Source organism: Phenylobacterium sp., from assembly GCF_046290725.1.
Classification (GTDB): domain Bacteria; phylum Pseudomonadota; class Alphaproteobacteria; order Caulobacterales; family Caulobacteraceae; genus Phenylobacterium.
In genome coordinates, this window is the sequence record NZ_JBKBUH010000001.1 from 1,232,065 (window position 1) to 1,257,438 (window position 25,374).

Genomic DNA, 25,374 nt, shown 5'->3' on the forward strand with positions numbered 1-25,374 from the left:
GCCGCCTACCCCCTCGCCGCCGCGCGCAGGGCCTTGGCCTCGGCCTTCCGGCGCCAGACCTCGGCGCGGATGCCCACCAGCCACAGGGAGCCGAACGCAGCCATGTAGGCGAGCCCCATCAACAGCAGCGGCCACAGGAACTCGGCCGTCATGGCCGGGCCTTCCCGGCGGAAGACCGAAGCCCCCTGGTGCAGGGTGTTCCACCAGTCGACGGAGAACTTCACGATCGGCAGGTTGACGAGCCCCACCAGGGCCAGGATGGCGGCCGCGCGCGCAGCCTTGGCCTCGTCGTCCAGCGAGGCGCGCAGGGCCATGTAGGCGACGTAGAGCAGGAACAGCACCAGCACCGAGGTCAGCCGAGCGTCCCACACCCACCAGGCGCCCCACATGGGGGCGCCCCAGAGGGACCCCGTGACCAGGGCGAGGAAGGTGAAGGCCGCGCCCAGGGGAGCGGCCGCCTGGGCTGCGGCGTCCGCGAGGGCGTGGCGAAAGACCAGCGCCAGAAAGCTCGCCCCGCCCAGGCAGACATAGGCGAACATGCTGATCCAGGCGGCCGGCACGTGGATGAACATGATCCGGACGGTGTCGCCCTGCTGGTAGTCTTCCGGGGCTGCGAAGCCGAGCCAGAGGCCCGCGGCCGCCAGTACGACGGCGATGGCCCCGAACATCGGCGCGGCCCAGCGGGAAAAGGCCATGAACCGTTCGGGGTTCGACAGGAAGGCCGGCGCCGGGATCATGGGCGCGGCTTAGCCCCCAAAATCCCGGCGGGCAAGGCGCCTAAAGGTCCGGGGGCGGCGGCATTTCGAAGCCGCCGTCCGGCAGACGGCGGACCATGAGCGCCGGACCCATCGGCATCGGGCCCAGGCCTGGGCCCATCATCATCAGCGGCAGTTCGTCGAAGGCGCGCTTCTGGCGTTCGTCGAGCTGGGCGTAGAAGGCGCGGGTGGCGGCGATCCGCGCCTTGGCGGCGGCGTGATGCCCGTCCAGGCGGGTCTCCATCTCGGCCAGACGCTCGGGCGTGGCCTTGCGGGTCTCCAGCGTCCGCTCGACGGCCGCCAGGTGGTCGCGCTGCGGGTCCACCGCCTCCAGATAGGCCTTCAGCGCGGGCTCCTGCCCGGGCCGCAATTGCAGAAGGTTCTTCAGCCGCTCGGCGCGATCTTCGCCGTGGCGCATGACGAACACCCGGGGGCCGTGCGCGCCTTCCACCCGCTCGGCCCGTTCCATCTTCTTGGCCACGGTGCGGGCGCCAGGCTCGGCGGCGGCTGCGCCCTGGCTCGCGGCCAAGGCGAGCGCCACGCCGGCAAGAAGCGCCATGGAATCTCGAAACATCGCCTCAATCTCCCTCTCTGGCGTGCGAGAAGGCGCAAGGTTCGGCGCCGATCGGGGCGAAAACGCGCCCGTTCGGTTACAGCGGCGGTGAAGCTTTCGTAATGTGGCGCCGCCATCGCCGAGCCCGGCGATGGCGGTGATCTTCTCGGATTTAGCCGTGACGGCCCATCGGGCCGCCGCCCCAGCCGCCGCCGTGGCCGCGCTTGCCGCGGCGCTCGCCGGCCATGGCGTCGAAGGCCTTCTGCTGCTGCGGATCGAGCTGGGCGTAGAAGCGCTTGGTCGCCGCCGCGCGAGCATCGAAGCGGGCCATGCGCTCGGTCATCATAGCCTTCTGGCGGTCCAGGCGCTGGGGCGTGGTCATGTTCGCCCAGGCCTGCCGCTGCTGGCGCATGGCGTCGCGGTCCATCCGCTGCGGCTTGGCGGCCTGCAGATAGGCGCGCAGGGCCGGTTCCTGATCGGAGCGCAGCTGCAGGGCGGCGCGCAGGTGCTCGGCGCGGCGCTCCAGGCGCTGTTCCGGCGTCAGCTGAGGCCGCGCTTCGCGCTCGGCCGGTGCGGGGCGGGCGGGCTGCTGGGCCGAAACGGCGGTGGCTGCGCCGCCGGCCAGAAGGGCGCCGGCGAGGACCGCCGCGCCAAGGGTCCGAATGGTCATGGACGTCATAGTCTCCGAACTTGAAGCCCCCCCGGGGGCTCATCCCTCGAAGGCTTGAACGGACGGGGCGGCGGTTTCCGTCGCCGATCTTCAGGAAAGGGCGTTTCGGCAGGCCGCCGCCATCGCCACCGGCCCCAGAGCTACAACGCCCGCGGCGTAGGCGCAGAGCAGGGCGAAGCCGCCCGTCCAGGGCAGGCCGGCGGAAAACCCGTCCAAGGCCCCGCCGCCGAAGATCACCGGCGGCACGAAGAGCGGCAGCACGATCACCGCCGTCAGCAGCCCCCCGCGCCGGGCGCCCAGGCTGAGCGCCGCGCCGATCCCGCCGGTGAAGGCGAAGGCGAGGCCGCCGACCAGCGCGCAGGCGAAGATCAGTGGGGCCAGGGTCGGAGAGGCGCCGAGCGCGATGGCCGCGGCGGGCGCGGCGAGCGCCAAAGGCGCGCCGGTTGCGATCCACTGGCCCAGGCATTTGACGGCGCAGACGATCTCCAGCGGCGCCGGCGACAGGGTGAGCAGGTCCAGCGCGCCGTCCTCGTAGTCCCGCTCGAAAAGGCGCTCGAGGGAGAGCAGGGCCGCAAGCGCCAGGGCGACCCAGGCCGCGCCGGGGGCCACGGCCGCAAGCCGCTCGGGCTCCGGCCCGGTGGCCAGGGGCAGAAGGGTGGCGACGCCGGCATAGAAGCCCACCGCCACCAGCGGGCCGCCGCCGCGGCCCCAGGCCAACGCGACCTCCCGGGCCAGCAAGGCGCCGATGCGGCTCACGCGCCGAGCTCCAGGGTGCGGGCCGGGAGCGGCAAGGGGTCGTGCACCGCCGCCACGATCATCCCGCCCTCCGCGAGATGTCGGGCCATCACCTCGCCGAAGCGCGCGCGCCATTCGGCGTCCAGCGGGCTGAGCGGCTCGTCGAGCAGCCACAGGGCCCGCGGCGCGGCGAGCAGGCGGGTCAGCGAGACCCGCCGACGCTGGCCCGCCGAAAGGCGGCGGACCTCCAGATCGAGCAGAGCCGCAAGCTCCAGAGCGCTCGCGGCCTCCGCCAGTCGCTCGGGCGTTCCACCCGCCCAGCGGGTCCAGAACGCCAGCTCGTCGCGCGCCGTGCGCCCCGGTTTCAGTCCGTCCTGATGCCCGGCGAGATGGAGGTGATCGGACCGGGCGTCGGCCGGATCCAGATCGCCGAACGCGATGGTTCCCGCCTCAGGGTGCAGGAGGCCGGCGACGGCGCGCAGCAGGCTGGTCTTCCCCGCCCCGTTGCGCCCGGTCAGGGCCACGGCCTCGCCCGCGGCCAGTTCGAGATCGAGGCCGGAGAACAGCAGCCGCCCGCCGCGCCGCAGCGCCAGGCCCTGGATGGATAGGGAGGCGATCACCTCACCTCCCGTTTCCGGCCCGCCGCGGGAACGGAGCGGAAGAGACAGCTGCATGGACGGTTGGGCAATCCCGGTCTATGACGCGCGCGGCCGTCGCCACCTCGGGGGGCGTACGCCGCGCAGGGGCGAACGCTGTGTGTCCGCCTCGACAAGCGCGCGATCCCCGAATTGGTCGTAGTGCGGCCGGGAACAGAGAAGGATCCTTACGCTATGGCGTCGATCGACAGCCTCAAGGCCCGCCGCGAACTGGCGGTGGGCGACAAGTCCTACGTCTACTACAGCCTTCCCGCCGCAGAGGAAGCCGGTCTTTCGGGCGTGGCGCGCCTGCCGGTCTCGATGAAGGTTCTCTTGGAGAACCTGCTGCGCAACGAGGACGGCGACACCGTCAAGGCCGAGGACCTGAAAGCCGTCGCCGCCTGGCTGGAGAACAAGGGCGCCGTCGAGCACGAGATCAGCTTCCGCCCTGCCCGCGTGCTGATGCAGGATTTCACCGGCGTGCCGGCGGTGGTCGACCTGGCGGCCATGCGGGACGCCATGACCAAGCTCGGGGCCAACCCCGAGAAGATCAATCCGCTGAACCCGGTCGACCTCGTCATCGACCACTCGGTGATGGTCGACTACTTCGGTACGGCCAAGGCGTTCGGCGAGAACGTGGAGCGCGAGTACGAGCGCAACATCGAACGCTATCGCTTCCTGCGCTGGGGCTCCTCGGCCTTCAACAACTTCCGCGTGGTGCCGCCCGGCACCGGCATCTGCCACCAGGTGAACCTGGAATACCTGGCCCAGACCGTCTGGACCAATGACGACGAGGGCGCGACCGTCGCCTATCCGGACACCGTCGTGGGCACCGACTCGCACACCACCATGGTCAACGGCCTGGCCGTGCTGGGCTGGGGCGTGGGCGGCATCGAGGCGGAAGCCGCCATGCTGGGCCAGCCGATCCCGATGCTGATCCCCGAGGTGATCGGCTTCAAGCTGACCGGCTCGCTGCCGGACGGCGCGACGGCCACCGACCTGGTGCTGACCGTCACCCAGATGCTCCGCAAGAAGGGCGTGGTGGGCAAGTTCGTCGAGTACTTCGGCGACGGCCTGGCCGGCCTGACCCTGGAAGACCAGGCGACCATCGCCAACATGGCCCCGGAATACGGCGCCACCTGCGGCTTCTTCCCGGTCACCAAGGCCACCATCGACTATCTGCGCGCCACCGGCCGCGACGAGGCTCGCGTGCAACTGGTCGAGGCCTACGCCAAGGCCCAGGGCATGTGGGTGGAGGCCGGCGATCCGGAGCCGGTGTTCACCGACACCCTTGAGCTCGACCTCTCCACGGTCCAGCCGTCGCTGGCCGGGCCGAAGCGGCCGCAGGACCGGGTGCTGCTGTCCGAGGCCGCTTCCGAGTTCAAGGCCGCCATGACCAAGGACTTCGGCCGCCCCGAAGGCGGCGCGCGGGTCCCGGTGGCCGGCGAGAACTTCGACGTGGGCGACGGCGACGTGGTGATCGCCGCCATCACCTCCTGCACCAACACCTCCAACCCCTCGGTCCTGATCGCCGCCGGCCTGCTGGCCAAGAAGGCGGTCGAGAAGGGCCTGAAGGTGAAGCCCTGGGTGAAGACATCGCTCGCCCCCGGCTCGCAGGTGGTCACCGACTATCTGAAGGCCGCGGGCCTGACCAAGCACCTGGACGCCCTGGGCTTCAATCTGGTGGGCTACGGCTGCACCACCTGCATCGGCAATTCCGGCCCGCTGCCGGAACCGATCTCGGATGCGGTCAACCAGGGCGACCTCGTCGCCTGCTCGGTGCTCTCCGGCAACCGCAACTTCGAAGGCCGGGTGAATCCCGACGTGCGGGCCAACTACCTGGCTTCGCCGCCGCTGGTGGTGGCCTATGCGCTGGCCGGCTCCATGCTGATCGACCTGGCCACCGAGCCGCTGGGCGAAGGCAAGGACGGCAAGCCGGTCTACCTGAAGGACATCTGGCCCTCCTCGGAGGAAGTGGCCGCCCTGCAGCGCAAGCACGTGACGCAGAAGATGTTCGCCAGCCGCTATTCGGACGTCTTCAAGGGCGACAAGAACTGGCAGGGCATCAAGGTGGCCGGCGGCCAGACCTACACCTGGGACATGGGCTCCACCTACGTGCAGAACCCGCCCTACTTCCAAGATATGCAGATGGAACCGGCGCCGGTCACCGACATCGTCGAGGCCCGGATCCTGGGGGTGTTCGGCGACTCGATCACCACCGACCACATCTCGCCGGCCGGCTCGATCAAGGCCACCGCGCCGGCGGGCGTCTATCTGCGCGAGCGCCAGGTCCCGACCACGGAGTTCAACTCCTACGGCGCACGGCGCGGCAACCACGAAGTGATGATGCGCGGCACCTTCGCCAACATCCGCATCCGCAACAGGATCACCCCGGACATCGAAGGCGGCGTGACCAAGCACTTCCCCTCGGGCGAGACCATGTCGATCTACGACGCGGCCATGCGTTACCAGGGCGAGGGGCGGCCGATGGTCGTGTTCGCGGGCAAGGAGTACGGCACCGGCTCCTCGCGCGACTGGGCGGCCAAGGGCACCAAGCTGCTGGGCGTGCGGGCGGTGATCGCCGAAAGCTTCGAGCGCATCCACCGCTCGAACCTGGTGGGCATGGGCGTGCTGCCGCTGCAGTTCACCCAGGAAGGCTGGCACAAGCTCGGCCTCACCGGCGAGGAGATCGTCACCATCCGCGGTCTGACCGAGCTTGCCCCCCGCAAGCAGCTGACCGTCGAGATGTACCGCCCGTCGGACGGTCGTATCGCGCGGTTCCCGGTGCGGTGCCGGATCGATACGCCGACCGAGCTCGAGTACTTCAAGAACGGCGGCGTGCTGAACTACGTGCTGCGGAACCTGGCCGGATCCGCGGCCTAGACGCCCCGGCCAGGCGGCGGCTCGGCGATACCGGGCCGCCCTCTGCGGGCTCTCACACCATCTTGAAGCCCAATCCCCCCGGAACTCCGCTTAATTGCGCCACGATGCGTAAGGCCGCGCTTTTCAGTCTCGTCTTGGCGCTCGCGCCCGCCCTGGCGAGCGCCAGGCCGCCGGTCGTCGTGGAGCTGTTCACCGCCCAGGGCTGCGCCTCATGCAGCGAGGCCAATTCGAACCTGGCCGCCCTGGCCGAGCGGCCGGGCGTGCTCGTCCTGACCTTCCCCGTCGACTATTGGGACTATCTCGGCTGGACTGACACCTTCGCCCAGCCGGAATTCGCCGAGCGCCAGAAGGCTTATGTGACCCGGCTCGACCTGCGTGAGCCCTACACGCCGCAGGTTGTGGTCGACGGTCACGCCCAGACCGGCGGGCGGGACATGGAGGCGGTGGAGCGGCTGGTCGCCGAAGCCGCCAAGACCCGCATGGACCCGCCGGACATGGCCTTCATCGGCCCGCGCCGGGTGGACGTCGGCTATGGGCGCGCGCCGCGCGGCGGAGCCGAGGTCTGGCTCATCCGCTACGATCCGCGGGTGCAGGAGGTGACGGTGCGCAAGGGCGACAACCGCGGCCGCACGGTGGAGCACAGGAACGTCGTGCGGCAGATTTCCAAACTGGGCGTCTGGCGCGGGCGGCCCACCGCCTATCGCATGCCGCCGCCCGAGGAGGAGGGGCTGGTCACGGCCGTGATCGTCCAGGCCCCGCAGAGCGGCGCCGTCCTGGCGCTGGCCCAGAAGGACCTTCCGGAGGAATAGACCGCCAGACACGACGACGCCCCGCGGAGGAGAGGGGCCGCGGGGCGTGTCTTGGGGAGGGGGGATGTCTCTCAAGCGCCGGTTGATCGAAGCCCACGATCCAGGGGGGCTGGGGGGGCTGTTCAGGATCCGGGACCAGCAGGTTCCGACCAACCGACAATGAGACTATCCCTGGTGGATCAGGCGCACGCAGGACCGAAATAAGGTCTTTCCAAGGCGACGGATTAAGATCTGTTCACGTGCGGGGCCCTGCGTGTCGCGGCGGTCACATGCGGCTCCGCGGGCCGATTGTCGGGGCCCGGAAATTCGGTTTAACCTCCAATCAGATGGCCTTCGACCCGTCCCACACGGCGCCCGGCGCCCTGGTCTTTTTCGAGCGCCGGGAGCTGGAACGCCTGCTGTCGCTGTACGGGCGGATGGTGGCCGCCGGCGAATGGCGCGACTACGGCATCGGCGGGCTGGCCGACGCCTGCGTCTTCTCAGTCTTCCGCCGGGCTTCGGAGGCCCCCCTCTACCGCATCGAGAAGCGCCCGGCCCTGGCCCGGCGCCAGGGCGCCTGGGCGGTCATCGGCCAGGGCGGCCACGTGCTGAAGCGCGGCCACGACCTCGACCAGGTGCTGCGATTCTTCGACAAGGGCCGATTCCGGATCGTCGAATAGGCCAGCAAAAACCCCGGCGGAGGACCGCCGGGGTTCGAGCTCTTCAGCCTGTCGCCTGGGCTTATCGGCGGTCGCCGAACAGGGCCAGCAGGAATTGGAACAGGTTGATGAAGTTGATGTAGAGGCTGAGCGCGCCGTAGTTGGTGGCCACGCCCATGGCCGCCTCGTTCCCGCCCAGCTGGTAGTAGGTCATCTTCAGGCGCTGGGTGTCGTAGGCGATCAGGCCGGCGAAGATGAACACGCCGAGGATGTTGATGATCATCGCCATCGCCGGCAGCTGGAGGAACATGTTCACCAGCATGGCGATCACCAGGCCGATCAGGCCGACGATCAGGAAGCTGCCGAAGCCGGTCAGGTCCTTCTTGGTCGTATAGCCGAACAGCGAGAGGCCGCCGAAGGCCGCCGCGGTGATCAGGAAGGTCTGGAAGATCGACGTGCCCGTATAGACGAGCGCGAGAACGCCCATGCCGGCGCCGATCGAGGTGACGATCGCCCAGTAGAGCATGCCCGCCTGCCGCGGAGAGGGATTCCGCATGGCGAACATGGAGATGAAGATCATGGCCAGCGGCGAGAACGCGACGATCATGCCGAGCAGGGTGTAGCCGGCGAGCCGGCCGTCCGCCGTGGTCGCGAACATCAGGTCGCGGACCGGCGGGAAGGTCCCCGTCAGGAAGGCCAGGGCGGCGGAAAGCAGAAGGCCCAGCGCCACCTTGTTGTAGACGCCGAGCATGAAGCTGCGCAGGCCCGCATCCACCGACATGTCGGCGCGATCTGCGGGGATCGTGCGCGCATAGCTGCGGTCGTAGTCGCTCATAATAGGCGGTGCCCTTTTCTTGACGCCCCGGATCGGGCGCGGTTCCGAATATCGTGATCGATGCAAGTCCGTGCAAGAGAAACGCGATTACGTTTGCGTTAGGTCCATCAGCTCTTAGGTTGATCTATGCTCCGCCTGTTCGCCGCCGTCGCCGTGCCCGAGGATCTGGGCGAGGCCCTGGCCCGCCGTCAGAAGGGCGTGCAGGGCGCGCGCTGGCGGCCTCCGGAGAGCCTGCACATCACCCTGCGGTTCTTCGGCGACGTGCCGGAGAACGTCGCCGACGACATCGACAGCGCCCTGTCCGTGGTGAGCGGAGAGCCCCTGACCCTGGAGCTTTCCGGCGTCGGGACCTTCGGCGAAGGCGCCGATGTCCATGTGCTGTGGGCCGGGGTGGCCGAAAACCCAGCCCTGCGCCGCCTGGCCAAGGCTGTGGAGACGGCTGCCCGGCGCGCGGGGCTGAAGCCGGAAAGCCGCGCCTACAAGCCGCATGTCACCCTGGCCTATCTGCGGCGCGCCGATCCCGCGGAAGTCGCCGCCTGGGTGCAGACCCACAACCTCCTGAGGTCGCCGCCGTTCGTGGCGCGGGCGTTCGGCCTCTATTCCAGCTGGCGGACGGACGAAGGCTTGGCCTACCGGCTCGAACAGGCCTATTCCCTATGAGACGGTGAGCACCACCTTGCCCACGTGCCGTCCGGACTCAAGGTGGGCGTGGGCTTCCGCGGCTTGCGCCAGGGGAAAGGTCTTGTCCACCGGCGGGCGCACCTTGCCCTCGGCGATCCAGGGCCAGACCCGGGCCTCGACGGCGGCAGCCAGGCGCGCCTTCTCTTCGGCGTCGCGAGGGCGGAGTGTCGAACCGGTCACCACCGCCCGCTTCTGCATCAGGCGGAAGATCGGCAGGGCGACCTCCCCTCCGCCCTGGGCGGCGATGAAGACGATCCGCCCGCCGGTGCGGATCGCGTCCAGGTCCTTGGCGAAATAGTCCCCGCCGACCATGTCCAGCACCACGTCGACGCCGCCATCGGCCTTGGCGACGGCGGCGAAGTCTTCCGTCGTCGCGTCGACGGCGAGATCGGCGCCCAGTCGAAGGGCTTCGGCCGCCTTGTCGGCGCCGCGGGCGGTGGCGATCACCCGGGCGCCGGCGGCCTTGGCCATCTGGATGGCGGTCACCCCGATGCCCGAGGTGGCGCCATGCACCATCAAGGTCTCGCCCGCCTTGAGGGCGCCATGCTCGAAGACGTTGGCGAACACGGTGAAGACCGTCTCCGGCAGACCGGCCGCCTGCACGAAGTCCAGCTTCTCGGGGATCGGCAAGGCGTGCCGGGCGTCGACGACGGCGTACTCGGCGTAGCCCCCGCCGCCGAGTAGGGCGCAGACCCGGTCGCCGGCCTGCCAGCGGCCTTCGGCGTTCACCACTTCGCCGGCGACCTCCAGGCCCAGGGTTTCGGGCGCGCCCGGCGGCGGCGGATAGGCGCCCAGGCGCTGGACGATGTCGGGGCGGTTGACGCCGGCCGCCTTCACCCGGATCAGGATCTCTCCGGGCTTGGGAATTGGCCGCGTGAGGGAAACCGGTTTGAGGGCCTCAGCCGGGCCTTTCCCGCCTTCCACGGCGATGGCGGTCATGGTCTGGTTCATGCTGCGGCCTTTCGAAGTCTTGCGCGAGAGGGGCGTCCCGGTTCAGATAGCCGCCGAACGGGGGCCGGCAAAGGAGGCTCTTGATGGACGAACCGGCGGATATCCGGATGGGTCGGGGCCAGCGGCTGATCGAAGCCGTGCGTGAGGACCTCGACCTCTACGGGCTTGGCGAACTCGAGGAGCGCATCGAGATCCTCGAAGCCGAGATCGCCCGCTGCCGAGCCCAGATCGAGCGCAAGCGCGCCGGCCGGGCCGCGGCGGACGCGCTGTTCTCGCCCAGAATGGGCGGCTAGACCCGCGCGCGGCGGGCGAATTTGGGGGATCGTCAGCGAGCCGGAGCTCGCGGCTTGGCATGGGGGTTGCACAGCCCTCCAGGCCGGCCGCCGCGCCGGAGCGGATCGACGAGCGTAAGGGGCTGAAGACGGCAATGATCTATCGGAACGAGGCGTCCGACAGCTGGCGCGCCGGCGTGATCGCCGATTTTGCGGGTTCGGAGCTCTTCGACCGCACCTTTCAGGAGGGCATGGACCTCGTGGAGGAGACCGCCGCCTATCTGGACGGCGCGGGACGGCAGGAGTCCAAGTCGCTCTCTCGCAATGCGGCCCTGGCCTATGCCGGGGAGAGCATGCGGCTCACCACCCGGCTGATGCAGGTCGCGTCCTGGCTGCTGGTCCAGCGCGCGGTGCGGGAAGGCGACATCCCCCCGGAAGCGGCCTGCGACGACCGCTATCGGCTCGGCGCCGAAGAGGTCTGCCGCAACGAGAACGCCACGACCGAAGACCTGCCGGCCGGCCTGTTGCTGCTCACTGAGCGCTCCGAGCGGCTCTACGAGCGTGTGCGCCACCTGGACCGCCGCATGTATGTGGAAGAGCCAACCGAGGCGCCGAACCCGGTGGCCAACCATCTGGACCGCCTGCAGGCCGCCTTCGGGCGCTGAAGCCCTCAGCGGCGGTCGTCTCCGCGGCCGCCGTTGGGCTTGTTCACGTCGAACGGCTCGTCATAGCCGTGGCGCGAGGAATAGAAGGCGAGCCACATCAGCCCGCCGGTCAGCGCCCCCACCGCCAGAAGGCCTCCCAGCACATAGAGCCAGATTCCGGCGAGGCTTTCCCAGCCGGCGCCCATGAGTTCGGCCGTGTGCAGCGCCCAGCCGAAGAAGCCGGCCACCAGGGCCAAGGCGAGCAGAAGGAATATGGTGGCGAGATATCGCCGCATGTCGGGAAAAGGCGCGAGGCGGGCGCCGTGTTCCGGCGCCCGCGGGGATTGCGCTATTCCGCCGCCCTCAGAGTGGCGTCGAATTTGGGGGAAAGCTCGCCCGAGGCGTAGCGCTTGGCCATGGCCGACATCGGCAGCGGCTTGATCTTCGAGGCGTGACCGGCCGTGCCGAACTCCTCGAAGCGCTGGACGCAGACCTTGCGCATGGCCTCCTTGGCGGGCTTGAGATAGCCGCGCGGATCGAACTCGCCGGGCTTCTCGGCGAACACCTTGCGGATGGCGCCGGTGATGGCCATGCGGTTGTCGGTGTCGATGTTGATCTTGCGCACGCCATGCTTGATGCCGCGCTGGATCTCTTCCACCGGCACGCCCCAGGTCTGGGGCATCTCGCCGCCGTACTGGTTGATGATGTCCTGCAGATCCTGCGGCACGGAGGAGGAGCCGTGCATCACCAGGTGGGTGTTCGGCAGGCGGCGGTGGATCTCCTCGATCACGTTCATCGCCAGGACCTCGCCGTCCGGCTTGCGCGTGAACTTGTAGGCGCCGTGGCTGGTGCCCATGGCGATGGCCAGGGCGTCGACCTCGGTGGCCTTCACGAACTCCACCGCCTGGTCGGGGTCGGTCAGCAGCTGGTCGTGGCCGAGCTTGCCCTCGAAGCCGTGGCCGTCCTCCTTCTCGCCCATGCCGGTTTCGAGGCTGCCCAGCACGCCGAGTTCGCCCTCGACGCTGGCGCCGACCCAGTGGGCCATGTCGACGACATTGCGGGTGACGCGGACATTGTAGTCGTAGTCGGCAGGCGTCTTGCCATCGGCCATCAGCGAGCCGTCCATCATCACCGAGGTGAAGCCGTACTGGATGGCGGTGGCGCAGGTGGCCTCGTTGTTCCCGTGGTCCTGGTGCATGCAGATCGGGATGGCCGGATACATCTCCGCCATGGCGTCGATCAGGTGCTTCAGCACGATGTCGTTGGCGTAGGCGCGCGCGCCGCGGCTGGCCTGCATGATGACCGGCGAGTCGGTGGCCTCGGCGGCCTCCATGATCGCCAGCGCCTGCTCCATGTTGTTGATGTTGAAGGCCGGCACGCCGTAGCCGTGCTCGGCGGCGTGATCCAGAAGCTGCCTCAGCGTGATTCGGGCCATGCCCAATCTCCCCTGCGAAATCGATCGAATGAAAAAGGGCCGCCGGAGCGGCCCTGGCGGCGGCGGTCTTCAGGCCGCCTGTTCAAGCCGGCCTTCCCATTTGCCCAGGCTGGCCAGGCCGTTCATGCGCGCGCGGTGGGCGAAGGCCCGCTGCGCGGCGGCGACGTTCTCCGGCTTGCCCGCCCAGGCCTTCTGCGGCGCAGCCTGAAGGGCGCGGCCGTAGGAGAAGGTCATCTTCCAGGGAAAGCCGCCGATTCTGTTCATGGCGTCGAGGTGGGCGGTGGCCTCCTCGTCGGTCTGGCCGCCGGACAGATAGGCGATGCCCGGCACGGCGGCGGGCACGTGGGCCTTGAGCGCAGCGATGGTGCGGTGGGCCACCTCGTCCACCGAGGCGCGCGTCTCGCATTTCTTGCCGCAGACGACCATGTTCGGCTTCAGCACCATGCCTTCCAGGGCCACGCGCTGCTCGAAGAGCTCCTGGAACACGGTCTGCAGCACCCAGCGGGTGACGGTGTCGCAGCGTTCGATGTCGTGAGCCCCGTCCATCAGCACCTCGGGCTCGACGATCGGCACGATCTGGGCAGCCTGGCAGACCGCGGCGTAGCGGGCCAGGGCGTGGGCGTTGGCCTTCACCGCGCCCCAGGTGGGAACGCCTCCATTTCCGGTATCAGGGGCGATGTCGATCACCGCCCGCCATTTCGCGAAGCGGGCGCCGCGCTCATAGTCCCGCTTCAATCGCTCGCCCAGGCCGTCCAGACCCTCGGTCAGGGTTTCGCCCGGAAAGCCGGCCATCGGCTTGGCGCCCTTGTCGACCTTGACGCCGGGAACCGCGCCTGCAGCCGTGATGAGGTCGACCAGCGGCGCGCCGTCGGCGGCGTTCTGATAGAGGGTCTCTTCGAAGAGGATCACTCCCGAGATGTGCTCGCGCATGGCCTCGGTGGTGCGGAACAGGAGCTCGCGATAGTCGCGGCGGTTGGCCTCGGTGTTCTCGACCCCGATCGCGTCAAACCGCTTCTGGATGGTGCCCGTGGATTCGTCGGCCGCCAGTATGCCCTTGCCGGGCGTCACCATCTTCTCGGCGATTTCGTTGAGTGCCGCGAGATTCATGCCTTCCCCACTGTGCCTTACCGGGCCAGAGCCGCCACACCGGGCAGTTCCTTTCCCTCCATCCATTCAAGAAACGCGCCGCCGGCGGTGGAGACGAAGGTGAAGTCTTCGGCGCATCCGGCGACATTCAGTGCGGCCACAGTATCACCCCCGCCCGCGACAGCCACCAGCGCGCCCGAACGAGCGAGCTTGGCCGCGAGCTTCGCGGCTTCAACGGTCGCGCGGTCGAAGGGTTGCACCTCGAAGACCCCGAGCGGGCCGTTCCAGATGAAGGTCTTGGCCTGGGACATGGCCTCGAGGATCTGCTGCAGGGTCCTGGGGCCGACGTCGAAGATCTTGTCCTCGGGGCCAAGGCTTCCGGCGTCTGCGGCCAGCTCGACGATCCGCGACGGCGCGCCGGCTTCGAGCTTTTCGGCCACCACCGCATCGACGGGCAGGATGATCCGACAGCCGGCGGCCTCGGCCTTCTGCAGGATTTCCCGGGCGGTGTCGGCCATGTCCTTCTCGCAGAGCGAGGCGCCGACGTCGTAGCCTTGGGCGAAACGGAAGGTGTTGGCCATGCCCCCGCCGATGGCGAGGTAGTCGAGCTTGCCCACCAGGTTGTTCAGAAGATCGAGCTTGGTGGAGACCTTGGCGCCGCCGACGATGCCCAGCACTGGCCGCTTCGGATTGCCGAGGGCGGCGTCCAACGCCTCCAGCTCCTTGCGCATCTGCTCGCCCGCATAGGCCGGCAGCAGGCGGGCCAGGCCCTCGGTGGAGGCGTGCGCCCGGTGGGCGGCGGAAAAGGCGTCGTTCACATAGAGGTCGCCGTTGGCGGCCAGCTCGCGCGCGAACTCCGGATCGTTCTTCTCCTCGCCCGCGTGGTAGCGGACGTTTTCGAGCAGCAGCACCTCGCCGTTCTTCAGGGCGCCCACCGCCTTGGCCGCCGCCTCGCCCACGCAGTCGTCGGCGAAGGCCACTGGCGCGCCCAGCACCTTCGACAGGGCCGGCACGACGGACTTCAGGCTCATCTCCGGCACGCGCTTGCCCTTCGGCCGGTCGAAGTGGGCCAGCAGCACCACCTTGGCTCCGCCGGCCTGCAGCTTCTTGATCGTCGGGACCACGGCGCGCAGACGAGTGTCGTCGGTCACCTTCCCGTCGGCCATGGGCACGTTGAGATCGACGCGGGCCAGGGCGCGCTGGCCGGCGAGGTCGGCGTCGTCGAGGGTCTTGAAGGTCATTACACGTCTCCGCTCATCCCGGCGAAGGCCGGGACCCAGGTGAAACCCGCCGAGCGCTCAGGATGAATCTGGGTCCCGGCCTTCGCCGGGATGAGCGGTGAAGGCGCGGGACCCATGAGGCGGTTTAGATCAGCTTCGCCATGGCGACGGCGGTGTCGCTCATGCGGGTCGCGAAGCCCCACTCGTTGTCGTACCAGGAGAGCACGCGGCCAAGCTGGCCTTCGATCACCTGGGTCTGGGGCAGGGCCGCCGTGGACGAGGCGGCGATGTGGTTGAGGTCGGTGGAGACCAGCGGGTCGTTGGAGACCGCCAGGATCCCCTTCAGCGGACCGGAGGTCGCCGCGGCCTTCAGGGCCTCGTTGATCTCGTCCTTGGTCACGGAGCGGCCCGGCACGAACTTCAGGTCCACCACCGAAACGTTGGGGGTCGGCACGCGGATCGAGGAGCCGTCCAGCTTGCCCTTCAGCTCCGGCAGCACCAGGCCGACGGCCTTGGCCGCGCCGGTGGTGGTCGGGATCATGGACAGGGCCGCCGCGCGGGCGCGGTAGAGGTCCTTGTGCATGGTGTCGAGGGTGGGCTGATCGCCGGTATAGGCGTGGATCGTGGTCATGTAGCCGCGCTCGATGCCGCACAGCTCATGGACGACCTTGGCGATCGGGGCCAGGCAGTTGGTGGTGCACGAGGCGTTGGAGACGACCACGTCCGCAGCCGTCAGGCTGTCGTGGTTCACGCCATAGACGATGGTGCGGTCAGCCTCGTCGCAGGGGGCGGAGACCAGCACGCGCTTGGCGCCGGCGTCCAGGTGCGCCTTGGCCTTGTCCTTGGAGGTGAAGAGGCCGGTGCATTCCAGCGCGATGTCGACGCCCAGCTCCTTGTGCGGCAGCTCGGCGGGATTGCGGATGGCCGTGACCTTGATCTTGCCCAGGCCGACGTCGATGGAGTCGCCGTCCACCGTCACCTGGCCGGGGAAGCGGCCATGCACGCTGTCGTAGCGCAGCAGGTGGGCGTTGGTCTCCACCGGACCCAGGTCGTTGATCGCCACCACCTCGATGTCGCGGCGCGCATGTTCGACGATCGAGCGCAGGACCAGCCTGCCGATACGACCGAAACCGTTGATGGCGACGCGCACAGTCATGGAGTTCTCCTAGCTCGGCTGCCGGCGACCCCGGCGTTTATTCAAGGATTCGCCGGGGGTTCTTGAGGGCTTGTGCGGGCGAGTCAACCCATCCGGCGGTCAAATCCGGCGTCGGTTTGTATCGAGAGGGGCCTTCGGCGCCGCCCGCGGCGGATCAGGCGGGGGGGCCGCCGGCTTCGCAGAACTCCGCCAGGCCGCGCAGGGGGGCTGCGCCGTCGCCCGCGAAGGACGAGCCGTGCATCAACGCCAGCGTCCGGGGTGCGAGATCGGCCAGCTCCCGCAGGATCTGCCCCGTCGCCGGGGTCATGCACATGGCGTGGAACATGGCCTCGGCGGCGATGGCGGGGCCGAGCACGTCGGCCTCGGTGAGGGCCGGGCCGTCGCCCACATGGGTCAGGAGGTCGCCGCAGAAGAGCGTGCCGGTGGTTTCCTCGTAGAAGACCCCGGCCTCCCAGCCGTGCGGCACATGGGGCGTGGCCAGCCACCGCATGCGCTTGCCGCCCAGGTCCAGGACCTCGCCCTGCGCCAGGGCGCGTGGGGGTCGGTCGGCCATGTCGTTCAGGGAGATGTCGCAGCCAAGCGCGCCATGCGCCACCTGGGCGTTGGGGGCGGCGGCGAGCCACTGGTTCATGGCCCCGGACTCGTCGGCCTCTACGTGGCCGAAGCCGATCCAGCGGAGCCGCTCGACCGGCGTCACATGGGCCACGGCCTCCGCCAGGGCCGGGAAGGCCTGCCGGTGGCCGCAGTGGAACAGCATCGGCTCGTCGCCATCGATGAGGAACTGATTGAAGGTGAAGCCCGCCGGCGGCGCGATGTCGGGGACCAGGGTGGAGAGCCGGTAGATCCCGGCTGCGATCTCGCTGACTTTCGTTTCCATCCGGCGCCTCCCTAGCGGCATGGAAGCGCCGCCTTGAAAGGTTCGGCAAGGCGCGGCCGATCACGATTTGCGGCGCGCAGCGGCGGCGGGCCCTTGGCGGGCGGAGCGAAAGCCGCCCCGCCCGCCGGCCGGTTCTCTTAGTGCCGGTTCTCTTAGTGCTTGTGCTCCGGCGCGGCTTCCGCCGGCTTCTTGTCCTTGCAGCACTCGCACTTGGCGCAGCAGTCCATCTTCGGCGCCTGTTCGGCGGCGGCCGCGGCGCCGGCGCCCAGAGCGGCGAGGAAGGCGGCGAGCGCCAGAGTCTTGATCGTCTTCATGATTCGTCCTTCGGCCCCGCAGGGCCTTTGCTGAATGAAATTGGAGTCTGGAATTCCGAAGGAAGACGCTCAGAACCGCGGGCGCGGCGGGTCGGGCTCGAGGTCCAGGCCAGGCGGCGGCACGGCGTCGGCGACCGCCCGGGCCAGGAAGACATGCGTGCGCTCCGACAGCGCCGGCGGCTCGGCGGCGAGGGCCATGCAGATCGCACAGGCGATGCGGCAGTCCTCCGCCGGCGGCGCGTGACAATCCCCATGGCGAGCCGCGGGCGCGGCCATCGTGTCGCCGGAAGGCGCGCCGGGCTGCGCCATCGCCACGGGCGCGGCGAGCGCCAGGACGACCAGCATCGCGAAGGCCAGCAGACGGCGGAGCATGGGAGCCTTCATGGCACGACCAAGGCCGTTCGCCAACGGCGACGCAGCGCCCCGGGCTTGACGCCGATCAAGTCCAGGAGCGCCTACTTCCCAGCCCCCATGGCCGCCTCCAGGCCCGGCGCGAAGGCTGCGCCGTGCTCGACCTTCATGGAGCTCTTGGCCAGGACCTCGCCGAACGGCTCGGAGCGTCCGCCGAGGCAGCGCTCCAGGAAGTGCTCGGCCACCGCCACGAAGGCGATGTTGTTCTCCGGCTTGGCGAAGCCGTGGCCCTCGTCTGGGAAGAGCACATAGGTCACCGGAATGCCCTTGGCCTTCATGGCCGCCACGATCTGGTCGCTCTCGGCCTGCTTCACCCGCGGATCGTTGGCGCCCTGGGCGATCAGCAGCGGCCTTTTGATCTGGTCGGCCTTGGTCAGGGGCGAGCGCTCCATCAGGACCGCGCGGCCCTCAGGCGTGGCGGGGTCGCCCATGGAGCGGTTGAACTGGGTGCGGATCGCCTGCCAGTAGGGCGGGATGGATTCCAGCAGGGTGACCAGGTTCGACGGACCCACGATGTCCACGCCGCAGGCGAAGGCGTCGGGCGTGAAGGCCAGCCCCGCCAGGGTGGCGTAGCCGCCATAGGAGCCGCCCATGATCGCCACCTTGTCGGAGGTGGTGACGCCCGACTTCACCGCCCAGTCGACGGCGTCGATCAGGTCGTCGTGCATCTTGCGGCCCCACTCCATGTCGCCGGCGCGGGTGAAGGCCTTGCCGAAGCCGGTGGAGGCCCGGAAATTCGGCGACAGCACCGCATAGCCGCGGTTGGCCAGCCATTGGGTCCAGCCGTCATAGCCGTAGGTGTCCCGTCCCCAGGGCCCGCCATGAACCAGCAGCACCAGGGGAACCGGCGCCTCCGGCCGCCCGTCGCCGTCGGCGTCGGAGCCTGGCGGCAGGCTGAGATAGGAGACCTGGGTCAGGCCGTCCCGCGTCTTGATCTCCAGGGGGTGCATGGGCGCCAGCGGCAGGCCCTCGAGCTCCGGCCGGGTGACATAGAGCCGGGTCAGCTTCCGGGCGTTGCGGTCGAAGAGATAAGCCGCCGAGGGTTGGTTCACCGGATCGGCCGAGACGATCCAGAGCTTGTCGTCGTCGGTGCGGGAGGTGACGGCGATCTCGCCGGGCAGTTCGGCGCGCAGGAAATCCAGGTCGGCCTTCACCGCGGGATCGACGCCGACCCATTCGGTCTTGAGATAGTTCACCGCATAGGCCTGGAACTTGCCGGTCTTCGGCTCCAGCAGCCCGGTGAAGATGTCGGCGCGGGCGTCATGGGCCAGCGCCTTCCGCTCGCCGGTAGCGGTGTCCTGGGCCACCAGGGCCGAGGTGTCGCGTCCGCGGGAGTCGATCCAATAGAGCGTCCGCCCGTCGGGCGTGTAGCCCACCGGTTGGGTTCCGCTGTCCTCGTAGGGAATGGTTTCGGTCGGCTCGGCGGCGACCTTGCCGTCCTTGATCGCGAAGACGTCGCGGCCGCCGTCGGGGCGCGGCCGGACCGCCAGGCGCAGGTTCAGCCGGTCGTCGGCGACGAAACTTGCGAAGCCGTCGTTCTGAAACACGGGGGTCAGCCGGCCCGTCGCGAGATCCAGGCTATGCACGTCGTGCCAGCGCGGGTCGCGGTTGTTGATCCCCACGAGAATCCTGTCCTGCACGAACCGGCTGATGCCGACGATCTGCACCCGGGTCTTTTCGAAGGGGGTCAGGGTCTTCTGCGCGCCGGTGCGCACGTCGACGCCGTAGAGCAGGAAGTTCTCGTCTCCGCCCTTGTCGTTGATGAACAGGATCTGGTTCGAATCCGGGGCCCAGAAATAGCCGCGGATCGGCCGGTCGGTCTCCGCCGTCAGCGGCCGCGCCTGGGCCGGATCGGCGACGGGCGCGACCCAGACGTTCATCACCCCGTCGCGGGGGGCGGTCCAGGACAGCCACTGGCCGTCGGGGCTGATCCGCGCCTGGGCGCGGCTTGGATTGCCGAAGATCTTGCTGCGCTCGATGAGCGGCGCGGCCGTCTGGGCCGACGCGGCGCCGGTCGCGGCCAGGACGGCGCTCGCCGTCGCGGCCGCCAGAAGAGCCTTTCGCATGGATGCCTCCCACAGGTGTGGGGCGATGCTAGCGGGCTTCAGCGCCGGCGCAACGACTTCCGGTTGCGACGTCTCAGGGCTTGATCGGCTTCACGCGAGCGGCGGCGTCTCGCGCCCGTTCGCGGGCGGTTTCGATATCGGCGGCGCGGGCCAGCGCCACGCCCATTCGCCGGCGTTCGTAGCTCTCCGGCTTGCCGAACAAGCGCAGATCTGCGCCGGGAACGCCCAGCGCTTCGGCGACCCCGTCGAAGGCGACTCCTTGCGCCTCCATCCCGCCGTAGATCACCGCGCTGGCGCCGGTCTCGCGCAGGCTCGCGTCCACCGGCAGGCCCAGGATCGCGCGGGCGTGCAGGGCGAACTCGCTGAAATTCTGGGTGGCCAGGGTCACGAGGCCGGTGTCGTGCGGCCGGGGGCTGACCTCGGAGAACCAGACCTCGTCGCCCCTCACGAACAGCTCGACCCCGAAGAGGCCGAGGCCGCCCAGTTCGGCGGTGACGGCTGCCGAGATCTCGCGCGCACGGGCCAGGGCGGCCTGGCTCATCGGCTGGGGCTGCCAGGACTCCACATAGTCGCCCTTCACCTGGCGGTGGCCGATGGGCTCGCAGAAGCTGGTGGCGATGGACCCCTCCGCGCCGCGCGACCGCACGGTGAGCTGGGTGATCTCGAAGTCGAACTCGACCTTGCCTTCGACGATCACCCGAGGCTGCTCCACCCGGCCGCCCTCCAGGGCGTAGCGCCAGGCCGCAGCGATCCCTTCCGGCCCCTCAACATAGGACTGGCCCTTGCCGGATGAGGACATCACCGGCTTCACGAAGCAGGGGAAGCCCGTCACCTCGGCGGCGGCGCGCGCGAGCTCCTCCTCGGAGGAGGCGAAGGCGTAGGGCGAGGTGGGCAGGCCAAGCGTCTCGGCGGCCAGCCGGCGGATGCCCTCGCGGTTCATTGTCAGCTGCGCGGCGCGGGCGGTGGGGATCACCGTCGCCACACCCTCCGCCTCGATCCTCACCAGTTCGTCGGTGGCGATGGCCTCGATCTCCGGCACGATCAGGTGCGGGCGCTCGGCCTCGACCAGGGCGCGCAGGGCCGCGGCGTCGGTCATGGCGATCACGTGCGAGCGGTGGGCCACCTGATGGGCGGGGGCGTTCGCATAGCGGTCGACGGCGATCACCTCGCAGCCCAGCCGCTGCAGCTCGATGGCCACCTCCTTGCCGAGCTCTCCCGAGCCCAGCAGCATGACCTTGACGGCGGTGGGCGAGAGCGGCGTGCCGAGGCGCATGGGGAAGACCCTATCCGTTGGCGGAGAGCTTGGCCTTGGCGGCGGCGGCCACCGCTTCCGGCGTGATCCCAAACTCCTGGTAGAGACGCTCGGCCGGGGCGCTGGCGCCGAAGCCCTTCATGCCGACGAAGACGCCGTCCTCGCCGATGAACCGCTCCCAGCCGAAGGCGACCTGGGCCTCGACCGCCACCCGCACCGGCGCATCGCCGATCACCGCCTTGCGATAGGCTTCGTCCTGGGCCTCGAACAGCTCCCAGCAGGGGGTGGAGACGACGCGGGCCGGCACGCCCTCGGCCTCCAGGATCGCCTGAGCGCCGACGGCCACCGCCACCTCGGTCCCCGAGGCGAACAGGGTGACCTTGGCCGGGCCGCTGGCGGGCTTCAGCTCATAGGCGCCCTTGGCCGACAGGTTCTCCGGGGCGGAGTCGCGGACCGCCGCCACCTTCTGGCGCGACAGGCACATGACCGAGGGCGTAGTCTTGGTCGACAGCGCCAGCTTCCAGCACTCGGCGGTCTCCACCGCATCGGCCGGGCGGAAGACGTTGAGGTTGGGGATCATGCGCAAGGAACCCACGTGCTCCACCGGCTGGTGGGTGGGGCCGTCCTCCCCGACTCCGATGGAATCGTGGGTCATGACGTGGATCACGCGCGTTCCCATGAGCGCGCCGAGGCGGATCGCCGGGCGGCTGTAGTCGGAGAACACCAGGAAGGTGCCGGAGAAGGGGATCACCCCGCCGTGGAGCGCCATGCCGTTCATCGCCGCGGCCATGCCGTGCTCGCGCACGCCGTAGTGGACGTAGCGGCCCTCATAGTCCGGCAGGTCGAAGGCCTTGGTTCCCTTGACGTAGGTGTTGTTGGAGCCGGTGAGGTCGGCCGAGCCGCCGACCAGTTCAGGGATGGCGGGAACCAGCTGCTCCAGCGCCGCGCCCGAGTGCTGGCGGGTGGCCGCGCCCGGCTTGGTCTCCACCGCCTTGGCGATGTGGGCCTCCAGGCGCTCGAAGGCGTTTTCCGGGAGGTCGCCGCGCAGGGCGCGCTCGAACTCGCCGCGCAACGAGGCGGCGGCCAGGCGGGCTTCCCAGGCCTTGCGTGGTTTGGCGCCGCGGCGGCCCGCGGCGCGCCAGGGCTTGACCACCTCGTCGGGCACCACGAACGGCTCGTGGCTCCAGCCCATGGCCAGGCGGGCGTCGGCGATCTCGTCGTCGAAGAGGGTGTAGCCATGGCTGTGGGGGTCGCCTTCCTTGCGGCCGGCGCCCTTGGAGATCTTGGTCCTGCAGGCGATCAGGGTCGGCTTGTCCTGGCGCATCGCCCAACGCAGGGCGCTGGCGATCTGGCCGTGATTGTGACCGTCGATCGCCTTCACCGCCCAGCCATAGGCCTTGAACCGGGCAAGCTGGTCGCCGGTCTCGGCGATGGTCGCCTCGCCGTCGATGGTGGTGTTGTTGTCGTCGAACAGCACCGTCAGCTTGTTCAGCTTGAACCGGCCGGCGATGGAGGCGGCCTCGTGGCTGACGCCCTCCATCAGGCAGCCGTCGCCGGCGATCACCCAGGTGCGATGGTCGACCAGCTCCTCGCCGAAGCGGGCGGCCAGGTGGCGCTCGGCCATGGCCATGCCGACGGCGGTGGCCAGACCCTGGCCCAGCGGCCCGGTGGTGGTCTCGACGCCCGGCGTGTGGCCGTATTCCGGATGGCCCGGCGTGTTGGAGCCCCACTGCCGGAAGTTCCGGATCTGGTCCATGGTGACCGCCTTGAACCCGGTCAGGTGAAGGAGCGCGTAGAGCAGCATCGAGCCGTGGCCGGCCGAGAGCACGAAGCGGTCGCGGTCGGCCCAGTCGGGGCGGCTGGCGTCGTACTTCAGGAACTTGGTCCACAGCACGGCGGCGACGTCGGCCATTCCCATGGGCATGCCCTGGTGGCCCGACCGCGCCTTGTGCACGGCGTCCATCGAGAGGACGCGAATCGCGTCGGCCATGGTTTGCAGCTTTGCGGGCATCGGTCTTGCGGCTTTCGCTCTTCTGGCGGGAGATGGCGCGCGGGGTCGCACGTGACCGTTTTGGGGTCAAGGAACCGTCGCTGCACAGAGCGGGTTTCGGCGCGCGGCCGGGCGGGTCTATAGATTAACGGTCACACTTTCGGAGCAGGGAATCATGCGGGAGCCGACGGGCGAGAGCGCCCTCGACCTGGCCATGAAGCGGCTGGACCGCGCGGTCGCGGCCCTGGAGCAACGCCTTTCGTCCCAGGGGGCGGAGGGTGGGGGCCTGTTCGACCAGGACCAGAGCCGCCTCGCCGCCGAGCTCGAAAGGGCCCGCGAGCGCGAGCGCGAGCTGGCGGCCGCCGGAGCCGAGGCCTCTGCGGCCCTGGGTCGCGCCATCGCCGAAATCAAATCGGCCCTGGCCGAGCATCCCACCGAGGCGCTTGAGGCTGCGGCCGCGGCCCTGGCGCCCGCCGCCGAGCGCGAGGAGGTCTAATGGCCCAGGTCACGATCCAGGTGAACGGCCGGCCCTATGCGGTCGGTTGCGAGGACGGCCAGGAGGCGCACCTCTACGAACTGGCCCGCACCTTTGACCGCCAGGTGCGGCAGGTGTCGGAAGAGATGGGCCAGCTGGGCGACACCCGGCTCTTCCTGATGGGCGCGCTGCTGCTGGCCGACGAGCTCCACGACCTGCGTTCGCGGATGACCTCCCTGCAGGCCGAACTCGCCCGCCTGCAGTCGGACAACGCCCGCATCGAGGCCCGCGCCGCCGCCGCCGTCGACAAGGCGGCGGCCAAGCTCGAAAAGCTGGCGGCGGAGTAGACTAGGGCTGCGGCCGCGCTTGCGGGTCGCCTTCGCGCCACCTACCTTCGAACCCGGCGGGTCTTGCTGCGGCTCGCGTCGAAGGCAACTACATCCCAGCGACCTTAATCGTCTCGAAGGGAGCTGTCCCTGTCCGGGCCCGTGGGCTCGGGCACTACGGCGCCCACCTGGTCATCCAGGTCGAGGGGATTGAACCGTCCTTCACGGCTCTCGCGGCGCCGCCACCGATTTTCCCTGCTATAAGGCGGGCGTGAACGCCCCCTCTCCACAGTCCGCCAAGAGTGAGCTGCGCGCGCGCCTACGCCGCCTGCGCCGCGAGCTCGCCCAGGCGTGCCCCGACGCGGCCGAACGGGTCTGCGATCACCTGCCCCTGGAGCGCTTGCCGGCCTTCGCCTGCTATTCCGGCTACTACGCCCTGGGGGCGGAACTGAACCCCAGTCCGCTGATCCGTAAGCTCGCCCGCACCGGGGCTTTCTTCGCCATGCCTGCGGCGGAGGCGGCCGACACCCCGCTCGCCTTCCGCGCTTGGGACGAGCGCGACACGCCCCAGCCGGACATCTTCGGCGTCCCCTCACCGCCCCCGTCGGCGCCCGAAATGCATCCCGACCTGGTGATCTGCCCGCTGCTGGCCTTCGACAGGATGGGCCGGCGCCTGGGCCAGGGCGGCGGGCACTACGACCGCACCATCGCGAACCTGCGGGCGATGAAGCCGGTTTTCATCCTGGGCCTCGCCTATGCCGGCCAGGAGGTGGACGCGCTGCCGGACGAGCCGCACGACCAGCGGCTGGACGCCATCCTCACCGAAACCGGCTATATCGAGGCCGGAAAGGACTGATCTTCCTATGCGCTTCGCCTTCTTTGGGGACGTGGTGGGCCGCTCCGGCCGCGACGGCCTCGCCGACCACCTTCCCGCTCTTCGCCGGGAACTCGGCCTGGAGTTCGTCATCGTCAACGCCGAGAACGCGGCGGCCGGCTTCGGCATCACCGAAAGCACGGCGCGCGAACTGTTCGACGCGGGCGCCGATTGCCTGACGCTCGGCAACCACTCCTGGGACCAGAAGGAAGCCCTAACCTATATCGTCCGCGAGCCGCGCCTGATCCGGCCGCTGAACTATTCGGTCCTGGCCGACGCGCCCGGCCGCGGCGCCAACCTGTTCGAGACCGACACCGGAAAGCGGATCCTGGTGATCAACCTGCTGGGGCGGGTGCACATGGATTCGCTCGACGACCCCTTCGCCGCCGTCGACCGCGAGCTCGAAAAGGCGCCCCTGGGCCTGGCGGCCGATGCGGTGGTGGTCGACATCCACGCCGAGGCGACGTCCGAGAAGATGGCCATGGGGCACTTCTGCGACGGGCGCGCCAGCCTGGTGGTGGGCACCCACACCCACGTCCCCACCGCCGACTGCCAGATCCTGCCGAACGGCACGGCCTACCAGACCGACGCCGGCGCCTGCGCCGACTATGACAGCGTCATCGGCAACCAGAAGGAAGAGCCGCTGCGGCGCTTCACCACCCGCATCTCCGGCGGCCGCTACAAGCCCGCCGAGGGACCGGCCACGGTCTGCGGCGTGTTCGTGGAGACCGACGACGCCACCGGCCTGGCCCGCCGCATCGAGCCGATCCGGGTGGGCGGGCGCCTGACCCAGGCCGTGCCGCAGCTCGCCCGCACGCCCGCGGAGTAGGC

The 25,374-nt window shown here is 69.6% G+C and carries 28 protein-coding genes and 1 other RNA gene; 11 read left to right on the forward strand and 18 right to left on the reverse strand.

The window, feature by feature from the left end:
• Positions 1 to 5 precede the first annotated feature (5 nt).
• The 5 genes from ccmC to ccmA all read right to left on the reverse strand — a co-directional run bounded on the left by ccmC (position 6) and on the right by ccmA (position 3,333).
• Positions 6 to 737, reverse strand: a complete 732-nt coding sequence (gene ccmC / locus ACK41C_RS06530; RefSeq protein WP_409651765.1) for a heme ABC transporter permease CcmC — start codon at positions 735 to 737, stop codon at positions 6 to 8.
• Between the two features lie 40 nt (positions 738 to 777).
• Positions 778 to 1,314: a Spy/CpxP family protein refolding chaperone gene (locus ACK41C_RS06535; protein ID WP_409651768.1), complete on the reverse strand. Its 537-nt coding sequence runs from the start codon at positions 1,312 to 1,314 to the stop codon at positions 778 to 780.
• Between the two features lie 166 nt (positions 1,315 to 1,480).
• On the reverse strand, positions 1,481 to 1,978 hold the full coding sequence (locus ACK41C_RS06540; RefSeq protein ID WP_409651771.1) for a Spy/CpxP family protein refolding chaperone: 498 nt from the start codon (positions 1,976 to 1,978) through the stop codon (positions 1,481 to 1,483).
• Between the two features lie 90 nt (positions 1,979 to 2,068).
• On the reverse strand, positions 2,069 to 2,734 hold the full coding sequence (gene ccmB, locus ACK41C_RS06545; protein WP_409651774.1) for a heme exporter protein CcmB: 666 nt from the start codon (positions 2,732 to 2,734) through the stop codon (positions 2,069 to 2,071).
• Positions 2,731 to 3,333 (reverse strand): heme ABC exporter ATP-binding protein CcmA, encoded by a 603-nt coding sequence (gene ccmA / locus ACK41C_RS06550; protein WP_409651776.1) that lies wholly within the window; start codon positions 3,331 to 3,333, stop codon positions 2,731 to 2,733. The genes ccmB and ccmA overlap by 4 nt, the downstream gene beginning before the upstream one ends.
• Before the next feature lie 210 nt (positions 3,334 to 3,543).
• Here ccmA and acnA point away from each other — a divergent pair, with 210 nt between their 5' ends.
• The 3 genes from acnA to ACK41C_RS06565 all read left to right on the forward strand — a co-directional run bounded on the left by acnA (position 3,544) and on the right by ACK41C_RS06565 (position 7,699).
• Positions 3,544 to 6,231: an aconitate hydratase AcnA gene (gene acnA, locus ACK41C_RS06555; protein ID WP_409651778.1), complete on the forward strand. Its 2,688-nt coding sequence runs from the start codon at positions 3,544 to 3,546 to the stop codon at positions 6,229 to 6,231.
• Between the two features lie 104 nt (positions 6,232 to 6,335).
• Entirely contained in the window at positions 6,336 to 7,040 is a 705-nt protein-coding gene (locus ACK41C_RS06560) for a DUF1223 domain-containing protein (protein ID WP_409651781.1), read from the forward strand.
• A gap of 326 nt (positions 7,041 to 7,366) precedes the next feature.
• Positions 7,367 to 7,699 (forward strand): DUF2794 domain-containing protein, encoded by a 333-nt coding sequence (locus ACK41C_RS06565; RefSeq protein WP_409651783.1) that lies wholly within the window; start codon positions 7,367 to 7,369, stop codon positions 7,697 to 7,699.
• Between the two features lie 61 nt (positions 7,700 to 7,760).
• Here ACK41C_RS06565 and ACK41C_RS06570 read toward each other — a convergent pair whose 3' ends face one another.
• A complete protein-coding gene (locus tag ACK41C_RS06570) occupies positions 7,761 to 8,513 on the reverse strand; it encodes a Bax inhibitor-1/YccA family protein (RefSeq protein WP_409651786.1) in 753 nt (250 codons plus the stop codon).
• Between the two features lie 126 nt (positions 8,514 to 8,639).
• Between ACK41C_RS06570 and thpR the strand changes: the two genes are divergently transcribed.
• On the forward strand, positions 8,640 to 9,173 hold the full coding sequence (gene thpR, locus ACK41C_RS06575) for an RNA 2',3'-cyclic phosphodiesterase (protein WP_409651789.1): 534 nt from the start codon (positions 8,640 to 8,642) through the stop codon (positions 9,171 to 9,173).
• Here the strand turns inward: thpR and ACK41C_RS06580 are convergent.
• Entirely contained in the window at positions 9,168 to 10,145 is a 978-nt protein-coding gene (locus tag ACK41C_RS06580; RefSeq protein ID WP_409651791.1) for an NAD(P)H-quinone oxidoreductase, read from the reverse strand. The genes thpR and ACK41C_RS06580 overlap by 6 nt on opposite strands.
• Before the next feature lie 83 nt (positions 10,146 to 10,228).
• Here ACK41C_RS06580 and ACK41C_RS06585 point away from each other — a divergent pair, with 83 nt between their 5' ends.
• Positions 10,229 to 10,438 (forward strand): DUF1192 family protein, encoded by a 210-nt coding sequence (locus ACK41C_RS06585; protein WP_409651794.1) that lies wholly within the window; start codon positions 10,229 to 10,231, stop codon positions 10,436 to 10,438.
• Positions 10,439 to 10,572: 134 nt separating this feature from the next.
• Positions 10,573 to 11,082 (forward strand): DUF1465 family protein, encoded by a 510-nt coding sequence (locus tag ACK41C_RS06590; protein ID WP_409653944.1) that lies wholly within the window; start codon positions 10,573 to 10,575, stop codon positions 11,080 to 11,082.
• 5 nt (positions 11,083 to 11,087) lie between these two features.
• Here the strand turns inward: ACK41C_RS06590 and ACK41C_RS06595 are convergent, their stop codons facing one another.
• The 11 genes from ACK41C_RS06595 to tkt all read right to left on the reverse strand — a co-directional run bounded on the left by ACK41C_RS06595 (position 11,088) and on the right by tkt (position 22,889).
• The gene (locus ACK41C_RS06595; RefSeq protein ID WP_409651796.1) at positions 11,088 to 11,357 is read right to left on the reverse strand and encodes a hypothetical protein; all 270 of its coding nucleotides are present in this window, start codon (positions 11,355 to 11,357) and stop codon (positions 11,088 to 11,090) included.
• A 53-nt stretch (positions 11,358 to 11,410) separates the two neighbouring features.
• Positions 11,411 to 12,496 (reverse strand): class II fructose-bisphosphate aldolase, encoded by a 1,086-nt coding sequence (fba, locus tag ACK41C_RS06600; RefSeq protein ID WP_409651799.1) that lies wholly within the window; start codon positions 12,494 to 12,496, stop codon positions 11,411 to 11,413.
• A 69-nt stretch (positions 12,497 to 12,565) separates the two neighbouring features.
• The gene (locus tag ACK41C_RS06605; protein WP_409651801.1) at positions 12,566 to 13,603 is read right to left on the reverse strand and encodes a class I fructose-bisphosphate aldolase; all 1,038 of its coding nucleotides are present in this window, start codon (positions 13,601 to 13,603) and stop codon (positions 12,566 to 12,568) included.
• Between the two features lie 17 nt (positions 13,604 to 13,620).
• Positions 13,621 to 14,823, reverse strand: a complete 1,203-nt coding sequence (locus tag ACK41C_RS06610; RefSeq protein ID WP_409651803.1) for a phosphoglycerate kinase — start codon at positions 14,821 to 14,823, stop codon at positions 13,621 to 13,623.
• A gap of 124 nt (positions 14,824 to 14,947) precedes the next feature.
• On the reverse strand, positions 14,948 to 15,958 hold the full coding sequence (gap, locus tag ACK41C_RS06615; RefSeq protein ID WP_409651805.1) for a type I glyceraldehyde-3-phosphate dehydrogenase: 1,011 nt from the start codon (positions 15,956 to 15,958) through the stop codon (positions 14,948 to 14,950).
• A 154-nt stretch (positions 15,959 to 16,112) separates the two neighbouring features.
• Positions 16,113 to 16,835 (reverse strand): MBL fold metallo-hydrolase, encoded by a 723-nt coding sequence (locus ACK41C_RS06620; protein WP_409651808.1) that lies wholly within the window; start codon positions 16,833 to 16,835, stop codon positions 16,113 to 16,115.
• Positions 16,836 to 16,987: 152 nt separating this feature from the next.
• The gene (locus ACK41C_RS06625) at positions 16,988 to 17,149 is read right to left on the reverse strand and encodes a hypothetical protein (RefSeq protein WP_409651811.1); all 162 of its coding nucleotides are present in this window, start codon (positions 17,147 to 17,149) and stop codon (positions 16,988 to 16,990) included.
• A gap of 69 nt (positions 17,150 to 17,218) precedes the next feature.
• Positions 17,219 to 17,521 carry a hypothetical protein gene (locus ACK41C_RS06630; protein ID WP_409651813.1) on the reverse strand — a complete coding sequence of 101 codons (303 nt, stop codon included), beginning with the start codon at positions 17,519 to 17,521 and terminating at the stop codon, positions 17,219 to 17,221.
• An 83-nt stretch (positions 17,522 to 17,604) separates the two neighbouring features.
• On the reverse strand, positions 17,605 to 19,626 hold the full coding sequence (locus ACK41C_RS06635; protein WP_409651816.1) for an alpha/beta fold hydrolase: 2,022 nt from the start codon (positions 19,624 to 19,626) through the stop codon (positions 17,605 to 17,607).
• 73 nt (positions 19,627 to 19,699) lie between these two features.
• Positions 19,700 to 20,899, reverse strand: a complete 1,200-nt coding sequence (purT, locus tag ACK41C_RS06640) for a formate-dependent phosphoribosylglycinamide formyltransferase (RefSeq protein ID WP_409651819.1) — start codon at positions 20,897 to 20,899, stop codon at positions 19,700 to 19,702.
• A gap of 10 nt (positions 20,900 to 20,909) precedes the next feature.
• Complete coding sequence (gene tkt / locus ACK41C_RS06645; protein ID WP_409651822.1) at positions 20,910 to 22,889, reverse strand: transketolase; 1,980 nt, start codon at positions 22,887 to 22,889, stop codon at positions 20,910 to 20,912.
• 154 nt (positions 22,890 to 23,043) lie between these two features.
• Between tkt and ACK41C_RS06650 the strand changes: the two genes are divergently transcribed.
• The 5 genes from ACK41C_RS06650 to ACK41C_RS06670 all read left to right on the forward strand — a co-directional run bounded on the left by ACK41C_RS06650 (position 23,044) and on the right by ACK41C_RS06670 (position 25,372).
• On the forward strand, positions 23,044 to 23,364 hold the full coding sequence (locus ACK41C_RS06650; RefSeq protein WP_409651824.1) for a DUF4164 family protein: 321 nt from the start codon (positions 23,044 to 23,046) through the stop codon (positions 23,362 to 23,364).
• Entirely contained in the window at positions 23,364 to 23,690 is a 327-nt protein-coding gene (locus ACK41C_RS06655; RefSeq protein ID WP_409651827.1) for a cell division protein ZapA, read from the forward strand. Before ACK41C_RS06650 ends, ACK41C_RS06655 begins: the two co-directional genes overlap by 1 nt.
• 60 nt (positions 23,691 to 23,750) lie before the next feature.
• Positions 23,751 to 23,913, forward strand: a non-coding RNA gene (ssrS, locus tag ACK41C_RS06660) — 6S RNA.
• A gap of 27 nt (positions 23,914 to 23,940) precedes the next feature.
• On the forward strand, positions 23,941 to 24,525 hold the full coding sequence (locus tag ACK41C_RS06665; protein ID WP_409651830.1) for a 5-formyltetrahydrofolate cyclo-ligase: 585 nt from the start codon (positions 23,941 to 23,943) through the stop codon (positions 24,523 to 24,525).
• A 7-nt stretch (positions 24,526 to 24,532) separates the two neighbouring features.
• The gene (locus tag ACK41C_RS06670; RefSeq protein WP_409651833.1) at positions 24,533 to 25,372 is read left to right on the forward strand and encodes a YmdB family metallophosphoesterase; all 840 of its coding nucleotides are present in this window, start codon (positions 24,533 to 24,535) and stop codon (positions 25,370 to 25,372) included.
• The last annotated feature ends 2 nt before the right edge of the window (positions 25,373 to 25,374 follow it).